The 24,022-nt window shown below is 50.1% G+C and carries 19 protein-coding genes; 13 read left to right on the plus strand and 6 right to left on the minus strand.

Annotated elements, in window-relative coordinates; translation table 11 throughout:
• Nucleotides 1-104 precede the first annotated feature (104 nt).
• Nucleotides 105-713: a tetratricopeptide repeat protein gene (locus tag AC4BAN_RS02720; protein ID WP_490562822.1), complete on the plus strand. Its 609-nt coding sequence runs from the start codon at nt 105-107 to the stop codon at nt 711-713.
• Nucleotides 714-835: 122 nt separating this feature from the next.
• Here the strand turns inward: AC4BAN_RS02720 and AC4BAN_RS02725 are convergent, their stop codons facing one another.
• Nucleotides 836-2,164 carry a peptidoglycan DD-metalloendopeptidase family protein gene (locus AC4BAN_RS02725; RefSeq protein ID WP_490562823.1) on the minus strand — a complete coding sequence of 443 codons (1,329 nt, stop codon included), beginning with the start codon at nt 2,162-2,164 and terminating at the stop codon, nt 836-838.
• A gap of 278 nt (nt 2,165-2,442) precedes the next feature.
• Between AC4BAN_RS02725 and fabG the strand changes: the two genes are divergently transcribed.
• From fabG to AC4BAN_RS02755, 6 genes are all read left to right on the plus strand, one after another.
• Nucleotides 2,443-3,189: a 3-oxoacyl-[acyl-carrier-protein] reductase gene (gene fabG, locus AC4BAN_RS02730; protein ID WP_490562824.1), complete on the plus strand. Its 747-nt coding sequence runs from the start codon at nt 2,443-2,445 to the stop codon at nt 3,187-3,189.
• Nucleotides 3,190-3,359: 170 nt separating this feature from the next.
• Nucleotides 3,360-5,480, plus strand: a complete 2,121-nt coding sequence (locus AC4BAN_RS02735) for a vWA domain-containing protein (protein ID WP_490562825.1) — start codon at nt 3,360-3,362, stop codon at nt 5,478-5,480.
• Between the two features lie 9 nt (nt 5,481-5,489).
• On the plus strand, nt 5,490-6,086 hold the full coding sequence (locus tag AC4BAN_RS02740) for a GNAT family N-acetyltransferase (protein WP_490562826.1): 597 nt from the start codon (nt 5,490-5,492) through the stop codon (nt 6,084-6,086).
• A 57-nt stretch (nt 6,087-6,143) separates the two neighbouring features.
• Nucleotides 6,144-6,806, plus strand: a complete 663-nt coding sequence (locus AC4BAN_RS02745; protein ID WP_490562827.1) for a pseudouridine synthase — start codon at nt 6,144-6,146, stop codon at nt 6,804-6,806.
• A gap of 5 nt (nt 6,807-6,811) precedes the next feature.
• The gene (locus AC4BAN_RS02750; RefSeq protein WP_490562828.1) at nt 6,812-7,447 is read left to right on the plus strand and encodes a GNAT family N-acetyltransferase; all 636 of its coding nucleotides are present in this window, start codon (nt 6,812-6,814) and stop codon (nt 7,445-7,447) included.
• A gap of 105 nt (nt 7,448-7,552) precedes the next feature.
• Nucleotides 7,553-9,007: a hypothetical protein gene (locus AC4BAN_RS02755; protein WP_490562829.1), complete on the plus strand. Its 1,455-nt coding sequence runs from the start codon at nt 7,553-7,555 to the stop codon at nt 9,005-9,007.
• 139 nt (nt 9,008-9,146) lie between these two features.
• Here the strand turns inward: AC4BAN_RS02755 and AC4BAN_RS02760 are convergent, their stop codons facing one another.
• Nucleotides 9,147-10,331, minus strand: a complete 1,185-nt coding sequence (locus AC4BAN_RS02760; protein WP_490562830.1) for a serine hydrolase domain-containing protein — start codon at nt 10,329-10,331, stop codon at nt 9,147-9,149.
• 223 nt (nt 10,332-10,554) lie between these two features.
• Nucleotides 10,555-11,268: a pirin family protein gene (locus AC4BAN_RS02765; RefSeq protein ID WP_490562831.1), complete on the minus strand. Its 714-nt coding sequence runs from the start codon at nt 11,266-11,268 to the stop codon at nt 10,555-10,557.
• Between the two features lie 290 nt (nt 11,269-11,558).
• Between AC4BAN_RS02765 and hisC the strand changes: the two genes are divergently transcribed.
• On the plus strand, nt 11,559-13,703 hold the full coding sequence (gene hisC / locus AC4BAN_RS02770) for a histidinol-phosphate transaminase (protein WP_490562832.1): 2,145 nt from the start codon (nt 11,559-11,561) through the stop codon (nt 13,701-13,703).
• A gap of 418 nt (nt 13,704-14,121) precedes the next feature.
• On the opposite strand, the gene AC4BAN_RS02775 is transcribed toward hisC, so the two are convergent.
• Nucleotides 14,122-14,685: an NUDIX hydrolase gene (locus AC4BAN_RS02775; protein WP_490562833.1), complete on the minus strand. Its 564-nt coding sequence runs from the start codon at nt 14,683-14,685 to the stop codon at nt 14,122-14,124.
• A gap of 110 nt (nt 14,686-14,795) precedes the next feature.
• Nucleotides 14,796-15,866, minus strand: a complete 1,071-nt coding sequence (locus AC4BAN_RS02780; RefSeq protein WP_490562834.1) for a glycosyltransferase — start codon at nt 15,864-15,866, stop codon at nt 14,796-14,798.
• Between the two features lie 447 nt (nt 15,867-16,313).
• Between AC4BAN_RS02780 and AC4BAN_RS02785 the strand changes: the two genes are divergently transcribed.
• From AC4BAN_RS02785 to AC4BAN_RS02800, 4 genes are all read left to right on the plus strand, one after another.
• Complete coding sequence (locus AC4BAN_RS02785) at nt 16,314-16,898, plus strand: GNAT family N-acetyltransferase (RefSeq protein WP_490562835.1); 585 nt, start codon at nt 16,314-16,316, stop codon at nt 16,896-16,898.
• Nucleotides 16,899-16,972: 74 nt separating this feature from the next.
• On the plus strand, nt 16,973-17,563 hold the full coding sequence (locus AC4BAN_RS02790; protein ID WP_490562836.1) for a histidine phosphatase family protein: 591 nt from the start codon (nt 16,973-16,975) through the stop codon (nt 17,561-17,563).
• Nucleotides 17,564-17,942: 379 nt separating this feature from the next.
• The gene (locus AC4BAN_RS02795) at nt 17,943-20,981 is read left to right on the plus strand and encodes a SusC/RagA family TonB-linked outer membrane protein (protein WP_490562987.1); all 3,039 of its coding nucleotides are present in this window, start codon (nt 17,943-17,945) and stop codon (nt 20,979-20,981) included.
• Nucleotides 20,982-20,999: 18 nt separating this feature from the next.
• Entirely contained in the window at nt 21,000-22,358 is a 1,359-nt protein-coding gene (locus AC4BAN_RS02800) for a RagB/SusD family nutrient uptake outer membrane protein (protein WP_490562837.1), read from the plus strand.
• A gap of 110 nt (nt 22,359-22,468) precedes the next feature.
• Here the strand turns inward: AC4BAN_RS02800 and surE are convergent, their stop codons facing one another.
• Nucleotides 22,469-23,245, minus strand: coding sequence for a 5'/3'-nucleotidase SurE (gene surE, locus AC4BAN_RS02805; RefSeq protein WP_490562838.1), 777 nt, complete (start codon nt 23,243-23,245; stop codon nt 22,469-22,471).
• A 122-nt stretch (nt 23,246-23,367) separates the two neighbouring features.
• Between surE and AC4BAN_RS02810 the strand changes: the two genes are divergently transcribed.
• Nucleotides 23,368-23,997, plus strand: a complete 630-nt coding sequence (locus AC4BAN_RS02810; RefSeq protein ID WP_490562839.1) for a mechanosensitive ion channel protein MscS — start codon at nt 23,368-23,370, stop codon at nt 23,995-23,997.
• Nucleotides 23,998-24,022 lie beyond the last annotated feature (25 nt).

A 24,022-nucleotide genomic window follows, 5' to 3' on the forward strand; every position in this document is an offset into this window, starting at 1 on the left:
AGCAGTGCGATTGGACGAAAAAAGGGTAAAAACACAGAAAAGTCTTTCAAAATGCGGCTTCTGTGCTGTACTTTACGCTTTATAGTTAACAGCCTATATAGTACATGAAAAAAAGTTTACCCCTGCTCCTGCTCTTTTTAGTGTCTTACACAGCTATGGCGCAACAATCTGTTAAAGATTACTTTCTGGCCGGGAACAAGAGTTTTAAAGCCGGCCAGTACGCCGAGGCCATCAAAGCCTATACAGAAGTACTGAAGCACGACCCTAACCATGTGGTGACGCTCACCAACCGGGGCGTGGCCTTTGACAGGCAGCAGGACTACCGCACTGCCATCGAAGACTTCACCAAAGCCATTGCCCTGGAGCCCAGGTACGCCAAAGCTTACCTGAGCCGGGGTTTGGCCAAGTATAACCTGAAAGATTACCGCAGCGCCTTGCTCGATTATGACAAAGGCATCGAGCTCTCCCCAAAGGATGGCAAAGCCTACTTTAGCCGCGGCCTGGTGCGCTTCGGACTAAAAGACTACAGCGGTGCCATTGCAGATTATACACAAGCCATTGCCCTGAACCCTCAGTATGCGGAGGCTTACTACAACCGTGGCGCTCCCAAGTATAACCTCGGCGACAAAACAGGTGCCTGCGCAGACTGGACCAAAGCAAAATCCCTGGGTTTGAAAGACGCAGCGCCTTACCTCCAGAAATATTGCAAGTAGCCACCGGGTCCGTAAAGCTCCCTCGCCATGGGGTGAGGGCAAACCACCACCAAGCACAAGCCCTATAAAACAGGAAAGGCGCCTGCGCGGCGCCTTTCCTGTTTTATAGAATAATATCCGGTTTATGCATCCGTCGGTTTGGTGGTTTTCCCGGTAGCCAGCAGCGCCGGTTTAGCTCCATCCATGTCGATGGCCTGCATGCGTTTGATGGTGGCTTCTTTTAAGGCGGTGAATTCACTTTTGTTCTTTTTGTACACCGGGTCAGCAGTTGGCAGCTTTACGCGCAGGGCATCTACCTGTTTCCCGTTTTTCCAGAACCGGTAGCACAGGTGGGGGCCCGTGGCCAGGCCGGTACTGCCCACATACCCAATGGTCTGTCCTTTTTTCACGCGCGCGCCTTTTCGGATGTTCCGTGCAAACTTAGACATATGCAGGTATTGGGTGGTGTAGGTCTTGTTGTGCTTGATCTTCACAAAGTATCCGTTTCCGCTTGTATACCGCGCATCCAGCACCACACCATCGCCAACGGTGCGAATGGGCGTGCCGCGCGGGGCGGCAAAGTCGGTGCCCAGGTGGGCCTTGTAGCGCTTCTGCACCGGGTGGAAACGGCGTTTGGTAAACCGGGAGCTGACACGCGAATACTCCAGGGGCTCTTTCAGGAAGGCGGTTCTTAGGCTTTCCCCTTTCTCGTCGTAATAGTCTGTGCCGTTGCCCTGGTCAAAGGCGATGGCATAGGTCTCTTTGCCCTCGTGCTCAAAAACAGCCGACTTCAGTTCCCCGTAGCTTATCGTTTCCCCGTTCACCACTTCTTCATCATAAATAAGCTTAAAATGGTCTCCGGGCTGAATGCGGTTCAGGTTCAGGCGCCAGGCGTAAATATCGGCGAATTTGTTCACCAGCTGCGGCGAGCCTCCTGCAGCCACAATCGACTCAAACAGGGAGCTTTCTATCGTTCCGGCCAGGGTGCGCTCCAGCACCTCCACCTCGCGTTTCACCAGGGTAACGGCCAGGCTATCGCGTAAATCATAGATCACATACTCTATCGGGTTGGGCTCATATATAAAATAGCGCGCTGTTTTGGTTGCGTTTTGGGCGTGTAGTATGGTATAGTGGCGGTTGGCGGCAATACGGCGCACGTTGTATACTTTTTTGGCCAGCTTGGCCAGCTGGTGCACCTGGGTGGGCGTAATGTTATACGCGGCCAGCATCTCAGACAGGTTCTCTCCGCGCGCCACCTTGCCTTCTACTATTGTTAAGGTATCCGTGGGGATGCCGTATACGATCGGGGCTGGGGCTTTTACTTCCGGCTCAGGGGGTTCCGGTTTGGGTTTTACTTCGTTTCGGAGGTCTGAGAATCTGTCGGTGTTGAGTGTGAGCGTCTGGGCTGCAGTAATAAAAATGAGCAGCGACAAGGCGATCAGGATGGTAAGTCCTTTACTGCGTTTGAACATTACTTAAAATACCTTTGGTTGAAAAATCGTCACGAAAATATGCTTTAACCAGTAGAAATAAAAACCATTTTACATACAATAATCAGATTATAAATATGTTGCAATGCATTAATCAAAACATAATATAGCATTTCAACGTTAGCCCGCCGTTTAAGCCGCTTCATTATTCCTTTACTATACTTCAGGCAATAACCTTAGCTTCAGTAATTTTAACGCCCCGAAGCCATCAGTTATAAAGGGTTTTCGCAATAAACATATCTTTTTATAACTTTGGCTTTATGAAAGCATTAGAAGGAAAAGTAGCTCTGGTAACCGGAGCATCCAAAGGAATAGGCCGCGCCATCGCAGAGAAGTTTGTGGAGGCGGGTGCCCAGGTAGCGTTTACCTACCTCTCAAGTGTGGAAAAAGGCCAGCAGCTGGAGCAGGACCTGGCTGCTAACGGCGGCCAGGCGAAAGGCTACCGCTCAGATGCCGCCAACACCGCCCAGGCCGAGCAGCTGGTGGAGGATGTGGTAAAGGATTTCGGCAAGATCGATATTGTGGTGAACAATGCCGGCATTACCCGCGACGGCCTGCTGATGCGCATGAACGAGGAACAGTGGGATGCCGTGATCAACACCAACCTGAAATCTGTTTTTAACGTGACCAAGGCGGCAACCAAGCACATGATGCGCGCCAGGTATGGTTCCGTGATCAACATCACCTCGGTGGTGGGCATAAAAGGCAACGCGGGCCAGGCAAACTATGCGGCTTCTAAAGCAGGTATCATCGGCTTCACCAAATCTGTGGCCCTGGAACTGGGCTCGCGCAACATCCGTTGCAATGCTATCGCACCGGGCTTTATCGAAACCGAAATGACCGGCGAACTCGATCAGAAAGTGGTGGACGAGTGGCGCAAGGCAATTCCGTTGAAGCGCGGCGGCTCTCCTGAGGATGTGGCGAAGGCGGCCGTGTTCCTGGCCTCTGACGAATCATCCTACATCACCGGGCAAACGCTGCAGGTAGATGGCGGCATGCTGACATAAGCTACCTAGCACTAGGCTTACGGCTTACAGCTAAATTTATTCTCCAAAAGCTCCAAATAAAGACCAATGCCAGGGCGTTTACGTTAGTAGCATTGGTCTTTATGTTTTACCTTTAGTTTCTCCTGTGCGGCCCTGCGTTTGAAAATGGGTCAGATTTTAAAGGGATCAGCTTGTTTGAAACCATTAACCCACTAACGCTTTTACTGCTTTTGTCTTCCTTCCGCCTTGTAACCACCTACTCGCCCTGGCTTATACTTGCCTGCCTTGCCGTTGGCCTGCTGTATGCCTGGCTGCTGTACAGCAAGCGAAGTCCGTGGCCTAAAAGTATAAACTATGCCCTGGCCGGGCTACGGTTTGTGGTGGTCAGCTTGATCTGCTTTTTGCTGCTGGGCCCCTTGGTGCGCTATGTGGCCAACACCACCCTGCAGCCCACCATAGTTTTTGCGCTCGACAACTCCCAATCCGTTTCTTTGTTCTCTGATTCGGCACAGTTGCGACAGACAACCGCAGGATTGCAACGCATGCTGCAGCACCTGCAGGACGAAGGCTTTAAAACGGAGGTGAGAACCCTGCAAGCCGGTGAAAAGAACCAGGACATCACCTCGGTGCGCTATACTTCTGAAACCACCAACCTGAACCAGCTGCTGGCCGACGTGCAGGATGCGTATGCCGAACAGAACCTGGCGGGCATCGTGCTGGTATCTGATGGCATCATCAACCAGGGCATCTCCCCCGCTTACGCTGCCTATGGCTCCCCTGTATATGCCGTTGCCCTCGGCGACACCATCCCCAAAAAAGACGTGTTGGTGGCTTCTCTGCGCTACAACAAGGTAAACTACAGCGGAAACCGGTTCCCCCTGGATGTGGAACTGCAGCAGGAAGGCTTCGGTGGAAAGCAGGCTACTGTCACGCTCAAAGAGAACGGGAAAGCCATCGCCAGTAAAACGGTAAACCTGCAGGCAAACCGCCCCATCCAGCAGGTTCCTTTCCAGGTGCTGGCCTCCGGACTTGGAAAGCGGCACTACGAAGTGGAGGTGCAGCCCCTTACCGGCGAGTTCACCCTGCTCAACAATACCAAGCATGCCTACATAGATGTGGTAAAAGGCAAGATAAAAATCTTGGTTGCCGCCGCCGCCCCGCACCCCGACATCAAATCGTTGCGGGCGGCCATCGAGTCGAATGAGAACTACGAAACCGAGCTTTACATACCCGGCCTTACCCAACTGAAACAACAGGATTACGACGTGGCGGTGCTGCACCAGCTGCCTGGTCGAGTGGCCGGCAGTGAGGCCGTGATGAACCTGGTGCGCCAGAAAAAATTACCCGCCCTGTTTATACTTGGTCCGCAAAGCGACTTTAATGACTATAACCGCCTGCAAGTGGGCCTGAACATTGCCAGCAGTGGCCAGACAGATGATGTAACGCCAGTCGTTAATACCAGTTTCAGTACATTTACTTTACCCGAGGCAGCCTCTGAGCGGCTAGAGGCATACCCACCGGCCCGCGTGCCGTTTGGGGAGGTGCGGGTGAGTCCGAATACAGAGGTGGTGCTGTTCCAGCAGGTGGGCCGCGTTAAAACCAACAAGCCGATGCTGGCCGTGCAGACCTCCGGCGACCGCCGCAACGCCACCTTGCTCGCTTCCGGCAGCTGGCAGTGGCGGCTGGCAGAGCACGCAAACAATCCCCAGCCCGAAGTGTATGACAAGCTGATCACCAACCTGATACAACTGCTGAGTGCACCCCGCAATAAAAAACGCCTGAACGTATACCCGGTGCAAACGGAATACACCAGTGCCGATGAGGTCCGCTTCAACGCAGAGGCCTACAACCAGGCGCTGGAACCTATTTATGGGCAGAACATCACCCTGAACATCAAAAACGAGAACGGAGAGGCCAGAAGCGTGAACTTTGTTAATGGGGAGAACCAGGCGGGGGTAAATGTGGGCACCCTGCCGGGCGGCCACTACACCTATGCCGCTTCGGCGCGTATAAACGGGCAGCTGCAACAGGACAAAGGCGAGTTTATAGTGGAGGAGCTGCAGTTGGAGGCCCTGAACGCCGTGGCAGACCATAACCTGCTTTTCCAGTTGGCCAACAACTCGGGCTCCAAAATGTACTACCCGGCGCAGCTTCAGCAGCTGGAAAACGACCTTTTAAAAGCCAATTACAAGGCCAGGATCTATAGTTCGGAAGAACTGAAAGAGGTAGTGGACATGAAATGGCTGTTCTTTCTGCTCCTGGGCTTCGTTTGCATAGAGTGGTTTACCCGCAAGTACAATGGCAGTTATTAATTTTGAAGTATGCACACCGTTCCGCTTCCGATCATGCTAGAAACCGAAAGGCTTTATTTACGGGAACTTACCCCAGATATTTACGGCCATCTCCTCACCACCTCCACTGATGCTGAGATAGCCGCCTACTTTGGTTTTAAGACCGAGGAGGAGCTTAAGCTCGAAAAGGAAAACCACCGGAAAGGCTACAGCACGTATTCTATCTCCTTCAAGCGGTTTCATTTACTGGACAAGCAATCGGGTATGGTTCTTGGCGATTGCGATTACCATACCTGGATACCGAAACATCGCCGGGCTGAGATCGGCTACAAGCTTTACCAGGAAGAGCACAAGCGGAAAGGTTTGATGAAAGAAGCCCTGGGTGCCGTGCTAGCGCATGGGTTCCGCCACATGAACCTCTTCCGGATAGAAGCCCTGATCGCGGACTACAACATACCCTCCAAAAAATTACTCCTGCACTACGGCTTCCAGATAGAGGGCGTGAGCAGAGGCCATTACATTGTAGATGGCGTAAACGAAGACTCCGTGCTGCTGGCTTTGTTACAACCGGAGTTTGAGCAGCGCCAAGGCACCTCACCAACCCAACCTCCTGCGGCTAATGGCTAATCCTGCTGTTTTTATGCGTATTTTTGCCGCTGTTATACTTCTTAAGAACCGCTTCCATTGAAATACTATATCCTGAATAAACCTTTTGAGGTACTTACCCAATTCACTGACGAGGCCGGACGCAAAACGCTGAAGGACTACGTACCCGTTCCGGGCATATACCCGGTGGGGCGCCTGGACTACGACAGCGAGGGCCTGGTGCTTTTAACAGATGACAAGCAGCTACAGCACCGCCTTTCTGATCCGCGCTTTAAAGTGGAGAAAACTTACTGGGCGCAGCTCGAGGGCGTGCCAACGGACGAAGCCCTGACCAAATTGCGCCTTGGGGTACAGGTAAAAGGCGGGAAAACCACCCCTGCCAAAGTGCGGGTGCTGGAGCTGGACCCGCAAGTATGGGAACGATCAACGCCCATCCGGTTCCGGAAAAACATTCCCACCTCCTGGGTAGAGCTAAAGATCTCGCAGGGAATGAACCGGCAGGTGCGCCGTATGACTGCCGCCGTAGGATACCCCACCCTGCGCCTGATCCGGCCAGCGATTGGGCCGTTAACGTTGGCCGGCCTGCAACCCGGCGAATACCGCGAGCTGACGCAGGAGGAAGTGAGCACCCTGAAAGGGATGGCCAAAAAAGCGGAAGCCGCCAAAGCCACCCCTAAAAGCAAGCCGCGAAGCCCCGGGAAAAAAGGCTTAACCGGCGGCTTCAGGAAACAGATAAACTAAGCGCCATGAAGTCTGCCCCTACTCCTTTTGAGATTCCGGTAGCGCCAGACCTACGCCTCCGGGAAATAACCCTGAGCGATGCAAAGCCAATTTTCAAGTTGATTGACCGGAACAGGGCTTTTTTGAGGGAATGGCTGCCTTTTATCGATAAAACCCTTGCAGTGGACAACACAGCGTACTTCATAAAGGCTGTGACAACCGAAGGGCATGTAGCAGATAAGGTATTCGTGATCCTGTACCAGGAGCAGCATGCGGGCATTATTGGTTTTAAGGGAATTGATTTCCTGAATAAAAAACTGGAGGTCGGGTATTGGCTTGCCGAAGCTTACCAAGGCAAAGGGCTGGTGGTGAGGGGCACGAGAGCGCTGCTCCGTTTCGCCTTTGTGGAGCTGGGCATGAACCGGGTGCAGTTAAAAGTGGCGACGGGCAATACCAAGAGCCAAAAGATCCCCCTGAAGCTCGGTTTTAAAAAAGAGGGCCTCGAACGCGATGGGGAACTGGGCAGCTCCGGCCTGTTCCATGATTTGGAAGTATACAGTCTGCTGCAAACGGAATGGACGCAAGCGGTGGCCATGGCCTCGCAGGGCATGGTAAACCGGCAGGATACCCATCACCGGGACGATAAATCGGAGATTAAGTAAGTAAAAGGCACCCTTCACAACAAAAGCAAGGGCGCAGGCTCTTGTTTCCTGCATCCTCTGATCGGTTTCAGAACCGCCTTCGTATAATTAGAGAAGAAGGAGACGATGAGCTGGAAGAAACTGACGATATTATTACTGCTTATTACCAACGCTTTAAGTGCCCAAAAACTACAGTTTACCTGGGGAAGTGCTATCAATCGCGACCCCGGTAAATTACAGAACATGCAAGTGGTAGGGGTGGATAAGGACGGCTTTTTTGCAACCACTGTGTCTGAAAACCAGATCACCCTGGAACATTACAATGCCAGCTACAATCGCATCTGGACTACGGCCATTCATGCCCGAACGCCCGACGGGCAAAGCGCCAATTTCCATAGTATAAAAATGATCCGGGGTGCGCTCTATTTGATCTCAAGCGGAATGGAGAACAGGAAGGTTGTGGTCTACGCTCAGAAGATTCATCACAACGGCAACTATGATCCAACAATAGTGGTGCTGGCCAGGGGCGAGTTCGGGAAACAGATATTGATTTCCACAGCCGAAAATGAGGCAGCGATGATCGTGGTCTTGTCCGGTGACAACAAACAAACCATCACATCTGCTCTGCTTACCAATAAGTTCGAGCCCCGCTGGAGTCAGACACTTACCTCCAGCGGCGACATGCAGGAGGTACTGGTGCTACCGGATGGCACCACCTACCTCCTGACAAAGGCCTTGCCGGCAGCACCTGCTACTTCGTCCTATTTCCTGTATCGCCTCGAGGCCAGAAACGGTGAGCTGGCAGAAGTTATGCTGGGCGACGAGGACTACCGGCCTCTGGAAGCGAAGCTGACCTGCACTGATAAAGGTGAAGCGATCGTAACAGGCTACATGGTTCCCAGTTCTTATGTAGTCAGCCAGCACCCTGAACCTGTCGGCACCTTTTACTACCGCTTTCACCAAAAGCACCTCAACAACCCAGTTGTCAACTACACGCTGTTTCAGCAGGACTTCATTCAGAACTACAAGCGCTACAAACCAGATTTTGACAATATTCAGCGTTTGCGCCACCTGGTACTGGATAGAGCGGTGCCCATGGGCGATGCCGGCGTAACCCTAATCGGGGAGGTAAAATACAACGAGACACAGAATAACCTGAAGCTACAGTATAATAACGATGTCATCATTGTGCGACTGCGCGACGATGGCTCGCAGGCCTACATCAACAGCGCCAATAAATTGCAAGTTACTCAAAACAAAGATGCGCAGTTGCAGTCTTATTTTGCCACCTCGCTGGCAGACACCCTGCAGCTTATTTACCTGCATTTCGATTACGCCAGCATTGACACTGACGACAGTGATGTTGTTCACAACCCGGAAGTAGTAAAGCATGTGCCTTTACTGATCAGCATCATGCCTGCAGGAGACAAGCACATCACCCCGCTTCAAAACATTTCTGCCAAACCACAGGATAATTTCTACATACGCCCAACCTCTGCCTTCAAAGTTTCGGAGGGTAATTTCATCATACTCGGCATCGGACCCGGCTACTACAAGTATGGCCGGATGCGTTTTAAATAGCACCTCTCACTTCCTCCAAGATAGACCTCCCGCTTTTCAGTTTGGGTCGGCTGTTGCTCCGTGGTTAATTAGACACTCAGAGGTCTGAAAGACACTGGGAGGTTAGTAAATGCCGGAGCAATCCTTACTTACTTTCTAATTACTCTTTTACGGCAGCCAGCACCCGCTTGAACAGCTCGTTCTGCTGGCCATCGTGCCAGCGCCAAACGATCACCAGGTCATGCTCCGGGTCTACCCAAATCGTATTCTGACCGGCACCCAAGGCGGCGTAGCTGGTGGTAGGGGCATCGGGCCAGGCTTTGCCTTCGGTGTTCAGCCACCACAGATATCCGTAATCCGGACCAACAGGTCCGCGTTGTGCCGTTGCTGCTTTTACCCATGCTTCTGAAATCAGCTGCTTATCGCCCCAGTGGCCATTGCGCAGGAACAGGTAGCCGAATCGAGCCTCGTCGCGGGCGCTTATCCAAAGGCCGCCACCCCAGCGCGTGCCGCCGCTTACAGAGGGCATTTGTTTTCCGTTAATGTCAGCAACGGAGTTGCGATAAGGCACCCAGCGCCAGGTGTCCGAGGCATTGATCGGGTCCATGATCTCATCTTCCAGCACTTCGGGCAGCGGCTTTTCCCAAACACGCAGCAAAGACAGCGCAAAGCGGTTAATGCGGGTGTCGTTGTACTCGTAGAATGTGCCCGGCTGCTGTAGCTCCCGTGGCTTGCGCTCGCCACGGCCAAAGGCCTCCTTCCCGATAAAATCATCCGGCTTGCCCCACATCTGGCCTTGCCACTCTGAGGTTTGCCGTGCATGGTCTTCCCAGGTTATCTTGCTGTTATGCGCGGAGGCATAGCCCCCGTCATTCACATACTTTGCCACTGGGTCGTGTATATCCTTGATCATCCCTTTTTCGATGGTGAGGCCAAGTATGGTGGAGAGAAAGCTTTTGGCCACGCTGTAGGTCGGGTCAACGGCTTTGGTATCGCCCCACTCCGCCACTATGTAGCCGTTTTTGATGATGATGCCGTTGGTGTTTGCACGGGTGGCCGGTAATGGCCCGAGTGGCTCGCCAAAGATCTCTTTCTGGGTAGAGAAGTCTTTTTCTATCTGCGTTGTTTCCTGTGCTCTGGCCCATTCTACGGCCTGCTGCAACAGCGCCGGGTCCATGCCTGCCTCCTCCGGTGATTTATGTTTCCAACTATCCCCTGCTTCCGGATAGTAGTATTTACTTTCGGATGCCTGTGTTTGTGCCGCGCTGGTGGCTTGCTGTGGTTGCTGCTGGCAGGCAACCAGGCCTATGGCAAGCGTTAATGCTAAAACCGAGTTCTTTATCATTTTCTTAAAATTGGATGATCATCCAATCTACGAAAAAAATAGCAGCTCAAACTGTTTGCTTTTGCGTGCTTCTGTTTCGGTGGCAGTAAACCCCTCCTCCTAACCTCCTCCCAGCGGGAGGAGTAACTAAAAAAGGCTGACCTCCCCCAGTGGGCGGAGGAATTCAAAAAGGCGATGCACTTCTAAGAGAGCATCGCCTTTAAACCTATACGAGCCTGGGTGCTTATTTCATCGGCACTTCCATCAGCAGCAATTCTGCAGCCGAGTCGGCTTTGATCTGAATGCTATCTGTTCCTGATATGCCCATGCCATCGCGTCGGCTCAGCTTTTCGCCGTCTATCTCTACTTCGCCCTCCAGCACAAAGGCATACACCCCGTTTTGCGGCGTATGCAGCTTATAGGCTTCTGCAAAACCCGGCTTTAGACTGCCTAGCGTAAACCAGGCATCCTGGTTGATCCAAATGGCCCCGTTATCTTTATCCGGCGACACCACTGTCTGCAGTTTGTTCTGCCTTTCCTTCGGGTCGAATGCCTTTTGCTCGTAGCGCGGTTTGATGTCGCGCTCTTTTGGGAACACCCAGATCTGCAGAAACTTCACCGGCGCCGTTTTAGAGTGGTTATACTCCGAGTGCGTTAAGCCTGTGCCTGCCGACATGATCTGCACCTCGTTCGTGCGAATCATCTTTTCGTTGCCTGTGCTGTCTTTATGTGCCAGTTCACCCGAAAACGGGATGGAAACGATCTCCATGTTGTCGTGCGGATGCGCCCCGAATCCCATGCCTGGTGCTACGGTATCATCGTTCAGGACCCGCAGCAAGCCAAAACCCATTCGTTCGGGGTTATGGTAGCTGGCAAAACTGAAGGAGTGGTAGGAGTTCAGCCAGCCATGGTTCGCATGGCCGCGTGTGTCTGCTTTATGAATTATATGCTTGCTCATTTATCTTGGGTTAATCAGTTCTCTTTCAGCTGTATTACACTATCTTACATCCGACTGCATTTCAAATGATCGATCAAAAGTCAAAAAATAGAATTCAAACATAATGTACATACATTTATTGTACAAACATAAAACACGAATTGTTTCGTTCCAGCCTTTTAATGTTTTATACCCAAAAAAACCATTTTTTACCCTGCAAACTGTTTTTTAAAGGGTAAATACCTAAATTAATATATATATTTGAACGTGCAGATGCTGATTGGAGCGCCGCTTACTTATACTTCCCTGCGATGAAAACTATGGAACCGGCTTTTTTCAGAGCCTCGTCAAATGAAAATCTTTTCGGAATTTCGGATTATGTTTCTAAAGCGATACAGGGCGCACTTACCGGCCTCCCTTCTTATCCTGATCCCCATGCTGCCCCCCTGCGTTTGGCTTTGGCCCAGCAACTGGCTTTGCACCCAGACGAAATTATGGTGGGCAGCGGCTCTGCCGAACTGATTTCGCTCCTGATCCGGGCCTTGTGCAAGCCTTACCCGGAAGCCTCTGTCCTATCCTGCGACCCAACCTACCCTTTATATCAGTATGAAGCCGAAGCCCTGGGAGTTACTTATAAAAAGGCACCCTTAAACAGTACTTATACTTTTGATGTAAAAGCGCTGATGGCCCAGGTGGATACCACTACCCACTTGCTTTTTTTGTCGAACCCGAATAACCCCACCGGCGCCTATCTAACCTCGGCTCAGGTAGAGGAGCTGTTGCAAGCGGTGCCGCCCCATGTGGTGCTGGTGTTGGACGAGGCCTATATGGAGTTTGTGGATGCGCCGGATTTTGGCTCGGGCTTACCGTTTTTGAGTACGCTCGAAAACCTGGTGTTGCTGCGTACTTTTTCCAAAGCCTATGGCTTGGCATCGCTGCGGGTGGGGTATATGCTGGCCCACCAAAACCTGCTTGCCAAAGTGATGCAGGTGAAGCAGCCCTACAATGTAAATCACTTAGCTCAGGTTGCTGCTTTGGCCGCCCTGGGCGATAAGGAGCACCTGGCCTTAACCCTGGCACAGACAGCTGCAGGCAAAGTACACTTACAGCAGCTTTTAAATGAAGTGGGTGTACAGTGGTGGCCCTCACAGGGCAACTTCTTGTATGCCGATGCTGGTGTCCCAATCCATCCGGTGGTAGAGCAACTGGAGCTGCAGGGCGTGTTGGTGCGCAGTGCCAACAGCAAGTATACTTTTCGGATAACCGTTGGCCCTAAGGCTCACCAGGACTACCTGCAGGACCAGCTACATAGTATACTTTCCCCGGAAAACATCTGGCCAGAAGCGGCCTTGGCAGCTATATTAAAGGCAGGCTATGCCCTGGTTGGCTCAGACAAGGCGGCAGCACAAGAGGCTGTGGCCGCGCTGTCGGGTGTGGCAAGCAGTTCGGGAAGTGCTCCCGAGCGCATTGCACTGGCCTTTGCGCGGGCTTTTTCGATGCTGCTCGGTCCGGAAGGCAATGCGCATGCCGGCAACCTTTACAGCAGCGCTTATGGTGCCTCTGATATGATCTCGGCCTTTAATGTACTGATGAGATCCACGCCACTGGTTACCTTTGGCCATCACTTAGCCAACGTTGCGATCCTGGATGCGGTGGCACATGCCACTGAAATCCATATCATCGACTTAGGGATTGGCAGCGGGCTGCAGTGGCTGCACCTAATGGACCAACTGGCCAGCCGCCCCGGCGAGAAAATAAAGCTCAGTATCACGGGCATCGATATTCCTGCCGTAGGAGATGAACCGGCTATCCGCCTGCGCATGACCGGCGAGGAACTGCAACGGCACGCCGATCAGTTAGGGCTTGCTTTTACCTATACCGGCATCGCGCAAAAGTTAGAGGAGACCAGTTTGCAGGAGTTGCCCCTTTCCTCCTCCGAAACGCTGATCGTAAACTCCGCATTCACGCTGCACCACCTGCCCGATCAGTTGATCTCAGAAACAGACTACCGAGACAGGATCCTGCAGCAGATCAAAGCGCTTTCTCCAGCCCTGCTTACCCTTACCGAGCCAGACTCCGAGCACAATCGTCTTCACTTGCTGCCGCGCCTGCGGGAATCGCTGCGCCACTACTTTACTGTTTTTGATGTGCTCGACACACTGCTGCCCGCTGCCTTACCTGAGCGTCAGGTAATAGAACAGGAGTTCTTTGGCAGAGAGATCATCAACGTGATCTCGTGTGAGGGAATGAACCGTGTGGAGCGCCACGAACGAAACGAGGCCTGGCAACAGCGCTTGCTCCGGAACGGTTTTACCCCGGCCCCTACCCAGTTCGCCCCTGAATCTCTAGCGCATACGCTGGAATTGCACGAAAACTTTACCTTGCAGGAAAACGGTGCCGGTTATACGCTGTGCTGGAAAAACACCCCAGTGGTTGCCAGTACGCTCTGGGTTTAATACCGTTGGCTTTGTATCCGCAGAAGTATAGATGTATCCTAAAATTTAACGATAGGAAAGGCAGCTTCAGGAGTATAGGCCGGCAATAAAACCCTTGTGCGAAAAAAATTAGATTGTTGATGATATCCAAGGTTTCTGATTCACCCATCTCACCGAATAGTAGGCCTGCATCCATGTGAGAGATTTTTACCTCCCCTAACCCCTCCTAAAAACAGGAGGGGTATTTTTAATGCAGGCTTGGCTCCACTTGATGTCAGGGCAGGGTGTCTTCAGGATTATTTTTTCCTAAACCGGTTAGCGCCGTGGGTTCAGGTTTGGAGAAGCGTTTCTTTGGTTCCTCCGCCCGCTGGGAGCAGGTTAGGAGGAGGGTTTACCGCTACAAGAAAAGCAGCACACAAGTAATAACCGCAGCTTACATTTACACACCCAACTTGCGCAGGGCAAGCAGACAAAGCGCTACGGACCCCGATACATGGATTTCCTGGTTCAGGATCATACTTTCTATTTTATGCAGCGGCACTTTCAGCACTTCGATGCATTCGGTATCGTCTAAGTCCTGGTCGGCTATTTTATAGGCATTCCGGGCCAGGTAAAAATAGATCTTGTTGGTGTCTTTGGTGGGGTTGTCGGTCATCTCCAGCAAAAACTCCATTGCATCAGAGGTGTAGCCGGTTTCTTCCAGCAGCTCGCGCCTGGCTGCTTCTTCCGGATCACGCTCATGGGCATCAATCACTCCGCCAGGCAACTCCGTAAATATTCCGCGGGCCGCGTGCTTGTATTGGCGCACAAAAATAACCTCGTTGTCTTCTGTTACCGGAAAGGTTAACACCACATCAGGGCGCACACTTACATAGTAATCATCCAGCACCATGCCATTCGGTAATTCTACTTCATCCCTGCGGAGCTTGTACCACTTCTCATCGAACACCATTTCAGATTTCAGCACTTTCCAGTATTGGTGCGTAGTATTTTTAATAGACATAGCGCAAGTTAAAATTAATCAGCGTAAAAAATGCCCCGTTCGCTATACTTGCAAACAGGGCATTTTAAGGTTTAAATTGTTTTAGGTATCCCTAACTCAGATAGAGGGAGTTATACAGTAACGGTTTGTTTCATCAGTTTTCGGTACACATGGTCATAATCCTGTCCCATGGGGTCGGAAGTGTAACCATGAGAGCGTTTCACGGCGCGGCAGGCCATAATGTTCCTCCCAAACTCATCCTCGATCAGGTTATTGATGCTATCGCGGAGCTCATCCGCATTGTTTGGATCGATATACCTGGCAGCGTTGCCCCAAATCTCTACCTGGCTTTCCATCTTACCAACCACCAGCGCACAACCCGACATAGCCGCTTCCAGTACTGTTAGGCCAAAGGGCTCATACTTTGCCGGCAAGGCATATATTGAGGCCCTCGACAACCAGTCTGAGACTTCCTGTTCTGTCAGTTTACCCAGAAAATGCACGTTTTCCAGATCTATGGTTTCGCCTGTATCCGGGTGTTTGTCATCGCCGGCAATGTAAACGGGCCAGTTGAGGTCTGACGCAATGTGGGCCAGCATCGAAATATTCTTGGCTTCGTCCCAAACCCGGCCCATGCTGAACACAAAAGGCTCCTTTTTGCCAAACTGGAAGCCGTATTGACCTCTGCCGTTGTAAATGACAGTGCTGTTTTCGAAGGGTCCGTACAGGGCCTCGGCCTGGTGCATCATAGCCTGTGTCGGGGCTATTACCATGTCTGCTGCCTGCAGGCCTTTGGTAACCAAATCTCTATAGCGGTCCCACGCTTTGGGGGCATCCTCCTCTTTCACCGCTTTCCACCACGACATCACACAGGAATGCACCACCACAATTGTAGGAACGCCAAAATCAATGGCTCCGTGCACCATGCTGTTCAGATGCACAATGTCCGGCTGCACTTCATCTTTCAGTTGCAACAGCCACTCACCTGCCGCTGCCACATCCTCCCAGGCGTTTTCCATCCACTCCAGCTTGTACTTGCTTTCATAAACAGTCAGATTATCTATTTCATCTGCCTGCCGTTGTTGTTCGGCTGTTAAAGGGGCACCCATGGTAGCTAAAGCCACTTCGGTTTTAAATGGGGCTAACGCCCGAATCAATTCCATCGAGTAATTCCAAACCCCGCCAACAGTGTCGGCTGTCATTAAGATTTTTGAAGGATGATGTGCTTCCATATGTTATCTCCCGTAAAATATTTCTGTTATTTTTAGTTTTTTCAGATCCTATCTATTTGCTTTTGAGCAGGTTTGTTGGTGTGGTTATATCTGACCCGGACGTTTTTGGGTTTAACAAGCATTTATGACACGCTTGATAAGCAACCGGCGTTTTAGAATTTGCTTTGCTCGGCAATAAATTATTTGGCAGGGTGCAGGGCTATTCTTTTCCGGTGAACTCTATTACGGGTTCATAGAACTTTCCGTTGGTCAGTTTCTATACTTTTTCCATAATTTTAAAGCCAGTTGCCTTTTTGAGTTCGCAGGACTGATTACTTTCTTGCTCCAGATATTTTACAGGGTGCAAAGACAGCCTTTAAACAACGGGTACTAATTAGCTGCTTTAGCCAACGGTTTAACATCTTGAATAACTAAAATATGAATTTCAACCACGAAATTTTGCTTGAAGATAACCGTGTGCTCCTGCGCAGATACCGGCCATGTGACCTGATCGACGTGGCCATAATCGCCAAGGAGGAAGACATTTGGCGCTTTATGCCAAGCCGCATCAGCAACCCTGAAGAGCTGAGCAGCTGGCAGCGCACCGTGGAAGATGGATTTCAATCCGCATTGCGGTACACTTTTGTAATCATCGATAATGCAAGTGGCCAGCTGGCAGGCAGCACCAGCTACGGCAACATATCGCTGGCCGATAAACGCCTGGAGATTGGCTGGACCTGGTTAAGCCGGGCGTTTCGGGGAAGCGGTCTGAACCGCCACTGCAAGTACCTGCTGTTGCGCTACGCCTTTGATGAACTGGGGATGGAGCGCGTGGAGCTGAAGACGGACGTGTTAAACCTGCGCTCCCGGAAAGCGATGCTCAAGATAGGGGCAACAGAAGAAGGCATCCTCCGCAGCCACACCCAAATGCACGATGGCCGCCGCCGCGACACCATTTACTACAGCATACTTCGCCCGGAATGGGAACAGGTAAAGCGTTCATACTTCGCAGATTTCATTTAACTCGCTCTTAAATATTTAATGCATCAAACCTTGGCGTGCGCTGCGTATAAGCAACAAACTTAAACCGCACCAACGTGAAAGATAGCAAACCTGATACACCGCTACCAAAACAGATCTTCCTGATCCGGCATGCGCGGCCAGAGGTAAAAGACACGGGCTGGTTTAATGATGCTGCTGCCCGCCAGTACATACAGGAGTATGATGCAGCCGCCATTGAGGAGTTTGTGCTGGAGCATGAAGCCATCCCCTACCAGTCTATAGAGAAGGTATTTTGCAGCACCCTCCCTCGGTCACGGTTAACTGCCAAGGCCATTTTCGGGGAATCCGTAAAACTGCAGGCAGATGCAGCCTTCCGGGAGTTTGAACGCAGGATTTTCTCCTTGCCCCTGCTTCGGCTCCCGATCAAGCTCTGGCTACTGAGTGCCCGTGTGCTGTGGTTTTTGGGCTTGAACAGCTCAGGTATAGAAACCTTTAAAGAGGCCCGCCAAAGAGCACGCGCATGTGCCAGGCTATTGGCCGAAGATGCCTTAAAATGTTCCACCACAGTATTGGTAGCCCATGGTCTGCTCAACAACTTTATACTGCGTGAGCTGAAAAAGATGGGCTGGAAAACCAAGCATCACGAAGGGCATAAGTTTTTAGCTGTAACGGTTCTGCAAAAGTGAAATCTAGCATAATAGCTACGCTATTTTGAATACTCTATATATTTAAACTTGCAAAACCTTTAAGTACATAAAGTAGTAAAGACAATGTTAAAACAACTTAATTATTTAGTAAGCTTTTTATTATTTTTATTAAACTGTTTTGTGATCATAATCCTCAAAACAAATTCAACTTACTACGGTTTCCAATACTAATGCAGAGCTTGTTTTAAGTAAGCGCAAAACAAATTACCCAAATCTTATAGCTATAAGGCGAAATATTTCTATATTTCTTTATTTCATTTCATTATTCTTATTTAAGTATTTTTGCATTTAAGTACCTGATTCATTTTAACTACTAAACTACTATTTTATGAAGAAGACTTTACTAATGAGTTTTGTTATGCTATTTGCGTTTATAAGTAGCGCGTGGGCACAAACTCAAACTGTTACAGGCGTAGTAACTTCGGCTGAGACAGGTCAACCCTTACCTGGTGTCACGGTTATAGAAAAAGGAACTTCTAATGGGGTCTCTACAGGTTTAAAAGGAGAGTATTTGCTTAACGTAAAACCAAATGCGAGCCTTGTCTTTCGTTTTATCGGCATGACAACGCAGGAGTTGCCTGTAAGTGGACGATCCACTATAAACGTGGGCCTTGTTGCCGACCAGGAGCTTTTAAAAGAGGTGGTAGTAGTAGGTTACGGAACCCAGGAACGGAGGGAAGTAACAGGGGCAACCTCTAAAGTAACTTCCGAAGAACTTAAGAACATTCCGGTGGTAGGGGTTGACCAGGCCCTACAGGGTCGTGCGGCTGGTGTTCAGATATCCCAGAACTCAGGAACGCCTGGTGGTGGTATAAGCGTGCGCGTGCGTGGGGCTACCTCTATCTCTGCCAGCAACCAACCACTATATGTAGTGGACGGCGTTCCGCTTACTACCGGCGACTTCTCCCAATTAGGCTTTGGAGGTCAAAGCGTCAATGCCGTATCTGACCTTAACCCAAACGATATCGAGTCAATCGACATTCTGAAAGATGCCTCAGCAGCAGCAATATATGGTTCTAGAGCGGCAAACGGAGTTGTTATCATCACGACAAAACGAGGATCGGCTAAAAAGACACAAATTAACTTTAACGCCTACTCTGGATTTCAGAAGATGTGGAAAGAACCAAATTTCCTAAATGCGGAGCAGTATAAGGAAATTATGGTGGAGGCTTACGTGAACGATGGTTTACTTGAGCCTGGAGCTACCTTTGACGACTTCGTGGACTTTTATTATGGTGGCCTGGACTTTGAGCCTACTAATACTAACTGGATAGATAAAGTTACCCGAACAGCACCAATTCAAAATTATGAGCTTTCTTTAAACGGTGGTGATGCGAAAACCCGTTATTATTTGTCTGGTAATTATTTTGATCAGGAAGGAATAGTGATAGGCAGTGAATACAAGCGCTATTCAACCCGCCTGAACCTGGACCACCAGGTTTCTGACAGGATGAGCATCGGTACCAGCATCCAGTTAAGCCGTTCCGAAAATGGCCGTATCATTAGCGATAACACCTTAATCGGGCCGTTCGCAAATGCCCTGGCCGCATCGCCGGTATGGCCGGTTTACTACGAGGATGGAACTTACACCAGGCCCAACTATTTCTACACCAACCCTGTAGCGGAAGGCACAGAAAATGACAACGAAACGGTGAACCTGCGGGCTATTGGCAACATTTTCGCTAAATATACCATTATTCCAGGTTTAGATGTGCAGGTAAGGGGTGGCTATGATGCACTGAACGTAAACGAGCGCCGGTTTACACCTACCAACTTCCCGGGCTCTACCGCTACTGCTGTTGGTGGCTCTGCTACCAACGCAACCTCCACTATCACAAAACGCCTTTTGGAGGCAACTGCCTCATACAATAAAGTGTTTAACGACGTGCATGAGCTATCCGCCATACTTGGTACCAGTACCGAGAGAAACGTGTTTAACCAGGCTTTTGTAACAGGTGAAGGCTTTCCGGGAGAGCGCTTCCGCTACGTAGCAAGTGCTGCCATTGTCAACGCAGGTTCCAACTCGGTATCGGAGTCTGTACTGCTATCCTATTTCGGACGGGTTAACTACAATTTCAATGATAAATACCTGCTTGGCGTTAACTTTAGGGCTGATGGCTCTACCCGCTTCGGAGAGAACAACAGGTTCGGATACTTCCCTTCTGTATCAGCAGGTTGGAGAATAATAGGCGAGGATTTCATGTCGGGTGTAGATGCGATCAGCGAGTTAAAACTGCGCGCCTCTTATGGCATTACCGGTAACCAGGAAATAGGCAATTTTGCTTTTCAGGGTCTTTATACCGGCTCTAACTACCTCGATTTACCTGGCATAGCTCTGACACAACTGCCCAACCCCGACCTGAAGTGGGAAGAGACAAAGCAATTTAATATAGGAACTGATATCGGATTACTCAATAACAGGATTAACCTTGCGCTAGATTACTACATCAAAAACACTGATGACCTGCTGTTTTCCAGACCAGTTCCAACCCAAAACGGCTTCTCCAGTTTCCAGGCTAACGTAGGTTCTACAGAGAATAAAGGATTTGAAGTAGCACTCAGAACTGTCAATATTGATTCGCAAGGAGATGGGTTTCGTTGGACATCCGACTTTAATATCTCTTTTAACCGAAACAAAGTGACAGCGCTCTATCAGGATCAGGATATTTTCTATGGTTTCGGAGGCAACTCTCTGGTACTGCGCGAAGGCCAGCCGATCGGAACCTTCTATGGCTTTATTTCCGACGGCGTATATAGCACTATTGATGATGTGCCCGCTTCGCGACAAGCGCAGGGTGCTCAGGCCGGAGACATTAACTTCCGTGACATTAACAACGACGGGGTTATTACAGATGATGACCTGACCATTATCGGTAATGCACAACCTAATTATGTAGGTGGATTAACTAATGAGTTCCGTTACAAAGGATTTGACCTGAATGTGTTCCTTCAGTTTTCACAAGGCAATGATATTGTCGCCCCGAGCCATCAATATCAAAAGCACCTTGGCAACGACTTCCTGGACGACAACATGCTGACAGATGTACTCAATCGCTGGCAAAAACCCGGTGACATTACGGATACACCTAGGGCTACTGTGTTTGACGATAACAATAACAACCGCAGTAATTCATCCAGGTTTGTTTACGATGGATCGTACCTACGCTTTAAAAACGTAATACTAGGTTACAATGTACCTACCACTGTTATAGAGAAATTCAAGTTAAGGTCATTGCGTGTTTATGCTCAGGCTCAGAACCTGATCACTTTCACCGATTATCCGGGCTTTGACCCTGAGGTTAATTTCGCAGGCACGTCTAACACTACATTGGGAGTTGATTTCTATACCTTCCCGCAAGCCCGTACCATTACGTTTGGTGTTAATGTTGGATTTTAATAGCTAAAAGACAAGAACATGAAAAAATATACATTCATTCTACTAACAGCATTAAGTTTGTCAGCCCTTTCAGGATGCGACAATGTGCTGGATGTTTCGCCAACCACAGCCATTGAGGCAGACGGCGCCATCACTGATTTCACCACTCTTAATAGAGCTGCGCTTGGTACTTACAGTGCCCTGCAGTCTACGAACTACTATGGCCTGCGCTACCTGCTATACCAGGGCGTTTATACCGATAACCTGGAGCACCGGGGAACGTTCACCACAGATAGGGAAGTTTCTGCGCGAAGTATAAACGCATCTAATCTACAGATTGCCAATACATGGGCAACCATTTACACAGTTATAAACCGAGCCAATATTGTGCTGCGCGAGGCCGACAGGCTGACCAATATATCGGATGAGCAACGCCAACAGATTAAAGGCGAAATGTTCTTTCTGCGTGGTTTGGCTTATTTCGACCTGGTTAAAGTTTTTGGAGGCGTACCACTTCCTCTAACGCCAACAACTGTTACCAGTGAAATCCAGTCGATGCCCAGAGCAACTGAGGCGCAAGTATACGACGCTGTTATAAGTGATTTACAGGCGGCAGAGGCTGCTCTTGATGGGGGAAACAGCCGTAAAACACGTGCTACCAGCCTAGCCGCTACTGCCCTACTGGCTCGTGTTTACTTACAGCGTGGCAATAATGCCCTGGCCGAGGCCAAGGCTAATCAGGTGATTACGAGTGATCAATTTGCTCTGGCAGATGAATTTAAAGCCATTTTCACAAACGAGACTGGTCCTGAGATCATTTTTGAGGTAGATTTCACTTTGAACGATCAGAGTGGTTTGGGTGCATCATCTAACCCCTTAACAGGCGGACAAAAATTTAACCTGAGAGCCGGAGCCTATAATGCCCTTCAGGCTTCAGCACAGAAAGGCGACCAGCGCTTTGCAGCCACCACGGTGTTACAAAATAACCGCAGGAGGCTTATTAAGTATGAAGACGTGGTAAACAACGCTGATAACGTACCTGTACTCCGGCTAGCTGAAATGTACCTTATACGTGCCGAAGCCCGTGCAAGACAAGGGGTTGCAATTGCCCCAGCCGACCCACAGGTTATCAGCGATATTAACAGGATCAGAACCAGAGCCGGTTTACCTCCTATTACACTTTTAACGAACGCACAGGCACTGCAGGAAATACTGGAGCAGCGCAGGTTAGAATTTATTGGGGAAGGTCTTCGTTTTATTGACCTAAAACGTTACAACCTAACTTGCGACCTGTTAGGCTTCTGCGAAGCTACCGGACAAAATTTCCGCAACCTGTGGCCTATTCCGCTGCAGCAGATTGAAGTTAACCCAAGTTTGATACAAAACCCTGGCTATTAGGTTTTAACCTGTACTAATTACAAAAGCCTAAGAAACAGTATTACTTAGTTTGAACAAAACCCCAAACCACGCACATGGTTTGGGGTTTTGTTTATGACTTAAACCACCTTTTAAAACACCCAGCTCTCATTCAGCATGGCAATGGCGTGGTGCGCCGTCATATCATACTGGCAGGGCACCACAGAAATGTAGTTGTTCACAAGGGCCCACTCATCGGTGTCCTCGCCTTTGTCAAAGTTTACAAAGCTGCCGGTCATCCAGTAGTACTTGCGGTTGCGTGGGTCCAGGCGCTCATCAAACTCCTCTTGCCACTTGGCATGCGCTTGGCGACAAACTTTAATGCCTTTGATTCGTTCGGCGCTTTTTTTCGGGAAATTCACATTCAATGATGTGTTCTCCGGTATGCGGTTCTCCAGGGCCTGCCGTATAATGAGCTCCACAAATTCGCGGGTGTGCGAGAAATCCGCCTCATGCCCGTAATCACACAAAGAGAAACCGATAGAGGGAAGCCCCTCTATCGCCGCCTCAATGGCTGCCGACATCGTGCCTGAATAAAGCACGCTGATACTGGAATTGGAACCGTGGTTGATGCCACTCACCACCAGGTCGGGGGTGCGGTCTTTCAGTACATGGTGTTTGGCCAGCTTCACGCAGTCGGCCGGAGTGCCCGAGCACTCGTAGGCCTCTATTCCCAGATCATCAAAAGCAATGGACTTATCCAAGCGCAACGTGTTGCCTATGGTAATGGCATGTCCCATACCCGACTGTGGCCCGTCCGGAGCCACCACCACAACTTCCCCTATCTTTTTGGCCACCTCTACCAGGGTTCTAATGCCGGGCGCGGTAATGCCGTCGTCGTTTGAGACTAAGATCAATGGTTTAGCCATTTTATTATTTTTAGTTAATGTATAATAAAAGAAACGAATGTCTGTTTCCTGCTAATATACGACAACCAGAAGTTCCTCTTCAAGGTTTAACATTAAAATAAAGTACAAATGCCGCGGCTCGAATGATCAGAAATATAATTTATGCAATACTGCTGGGTGTGGGCATGGCTGCCTGCCTCTCGCAGCACGATACAGAAACAGAAACGGCAGCCATAGGCGAAACTTCAGACACCACCTTTTCAGGAACAACCAATACCGATGCGCCTGCTTCCAACTTGCCCGACCCCTCCTCCTTCGTTATTGCTAAAGGGCGAGTGGGCAACGTAATGATTGGCATGCCGATCCATCAAATGCGGGAGATGGTGCCTGCCGGGTTCACCATTGCCGACACTACCCTGCAACAGGAAGGAACCCAGGCCACTGCTTACGTGCTGCACCCGAACAAGCAGGAAAAGGGCATTTTGGTAGAACAAGCCTGCGACTCCGTTTGCCTGGTATGGCGCATTAACGTAAAAAGCACTGATTACAAAACACCGAAGGGTGTGGGCGTTGGCTCCAAATATGGGGAGGTGCAAAGCCTTTACCCCATTTCTACGGTACTGCTCGCCGACGGAGGCCTGGTAGCCGTTTCCAAAGAAGGCGGAATCACGTTTGTGATGGACCAGTCGCAGCTCCCGCGCCAGCGTTTGGCCACCTTCACCCCAAGCACCCTGCCAGCCAATACGCTAGTGAAGAGCATTCTAATATATTAGACAGTTGCAATATTAGCAGTGAATT

Source organism: Pontibacter sp. GD13 (assembly GCF_058216355.1).

Bases quoted from the DNA above. Each gene is read 5' to 3' on its own strand.
- fabG (WP_490562824.1), top strand. From the start codon at position 2,443: ATGAAAGCATTAGAAGGAAAAGTAGCTCTGGTAACCGGAGCATCCAAA.
- AC4BAN_RS02725 (WP_490562823.1), bottom strand. From the start codon at position 2,164: ATGTTCAAACGCAGTAAAGGACTTACCATCCTGATCGCCTTGTCGCTG.
- AC4BAN_RS02810 (WP_490562839.1), top strand. From the start codon at position 23,368: ATGATCAGAAATATAATTTATGCAATACTGCTGGGTGTGGGCATGGCT.
- AC4BAN_RS02785 (WP_490562835.1), top strand. From the start codon at position 16,314: ATGAATTTCAACCACGAAATTTTGCTTGAAGATAACCGTGTGCTCCTG.
- AC4BAN_RS02755 (WP_490562829.1), top strand. From the start codon at position 7,553: ATGAGCTGGAAGAAACTGACGATATTATTACTGCTTATTACCAACGCT.
- AC4BAN_RS02800 (WP_490562837.1), top strand. From the start codon at position 21,000: ATGAAAAAATATACATTCATTCTACTAACAGCATTAAGTTTGTCAGCC.
- hisC (WP_490562832.1), top strand. From the start codon at position 11,559: ATGAAAACTATGGAACCGGCTTTTTTCAGAGCCTCGTCAAATGAAAAT.
- AC4BAN_RS02780 (WP_490562834.1), bottom strand. From the start codon at position 15,866: ATGACAGCCGACACTGTTGGCGGGGTTTGGAATTACTCGATGGAATTG.
- AC4BAN_RS02795 (WP_490562987.1), top strand. From the start codon at position 17,943: ATGCTATTTGCGTTTATAAGTAGCGCGTGGGCACAAACTCAAACTGTT.
- surE (WP_490562838.1), bottom strand. From the start codon at position 23,245: ATGGCTAAACCATTGATCTTAGTCTCAAACGACGACGGCATTACCGCG.
- AC4BAN_RS02765 (WP_490562831.1), bottom strand. From the start codon at position 11,268: ATGAGCAAGCATATAATTCATAAAGCAGACACACGCGGCCATGCGAAC.
- AC4BAN_RS02750 (WP_490562828.1), top strand. From the start codon at position 6,812: ATGAAGTCTGCCCCTACTCCTTTTGAGATTCCGGTAGCGCCAGACCTA.
- AC4BAN_RS02740 (WP_490562826.1), top strand. From the start codon at position 5,490: ATGCACACCGTTCCGCTTCCGATCATGCTAGAAACCGAAAGGCTTTAT.
- AC4BAN_RS02760 (WP_490562830.1), bottom strand. From the start codon at position 10,331: ATGATAAAGAACTCGGTTTTAGCATTAACGCTTGCCATAGGCCTGGTT.
- AC4BAN_RS02720 (WP_490562822.1), top strand. From the start codon at position 105: ATGAAAAAAAGTTTACCCCTGCTCCTGCTCTTTTTAGTGTCTTACACA.
- AC4BAN_RS02775 (WP_490562833.1), bottom strand. From the start codon at position 14,685: ATGTCTATTAAAAATACTACGCACCAATACTGGAAAGTGCTGAAATCT.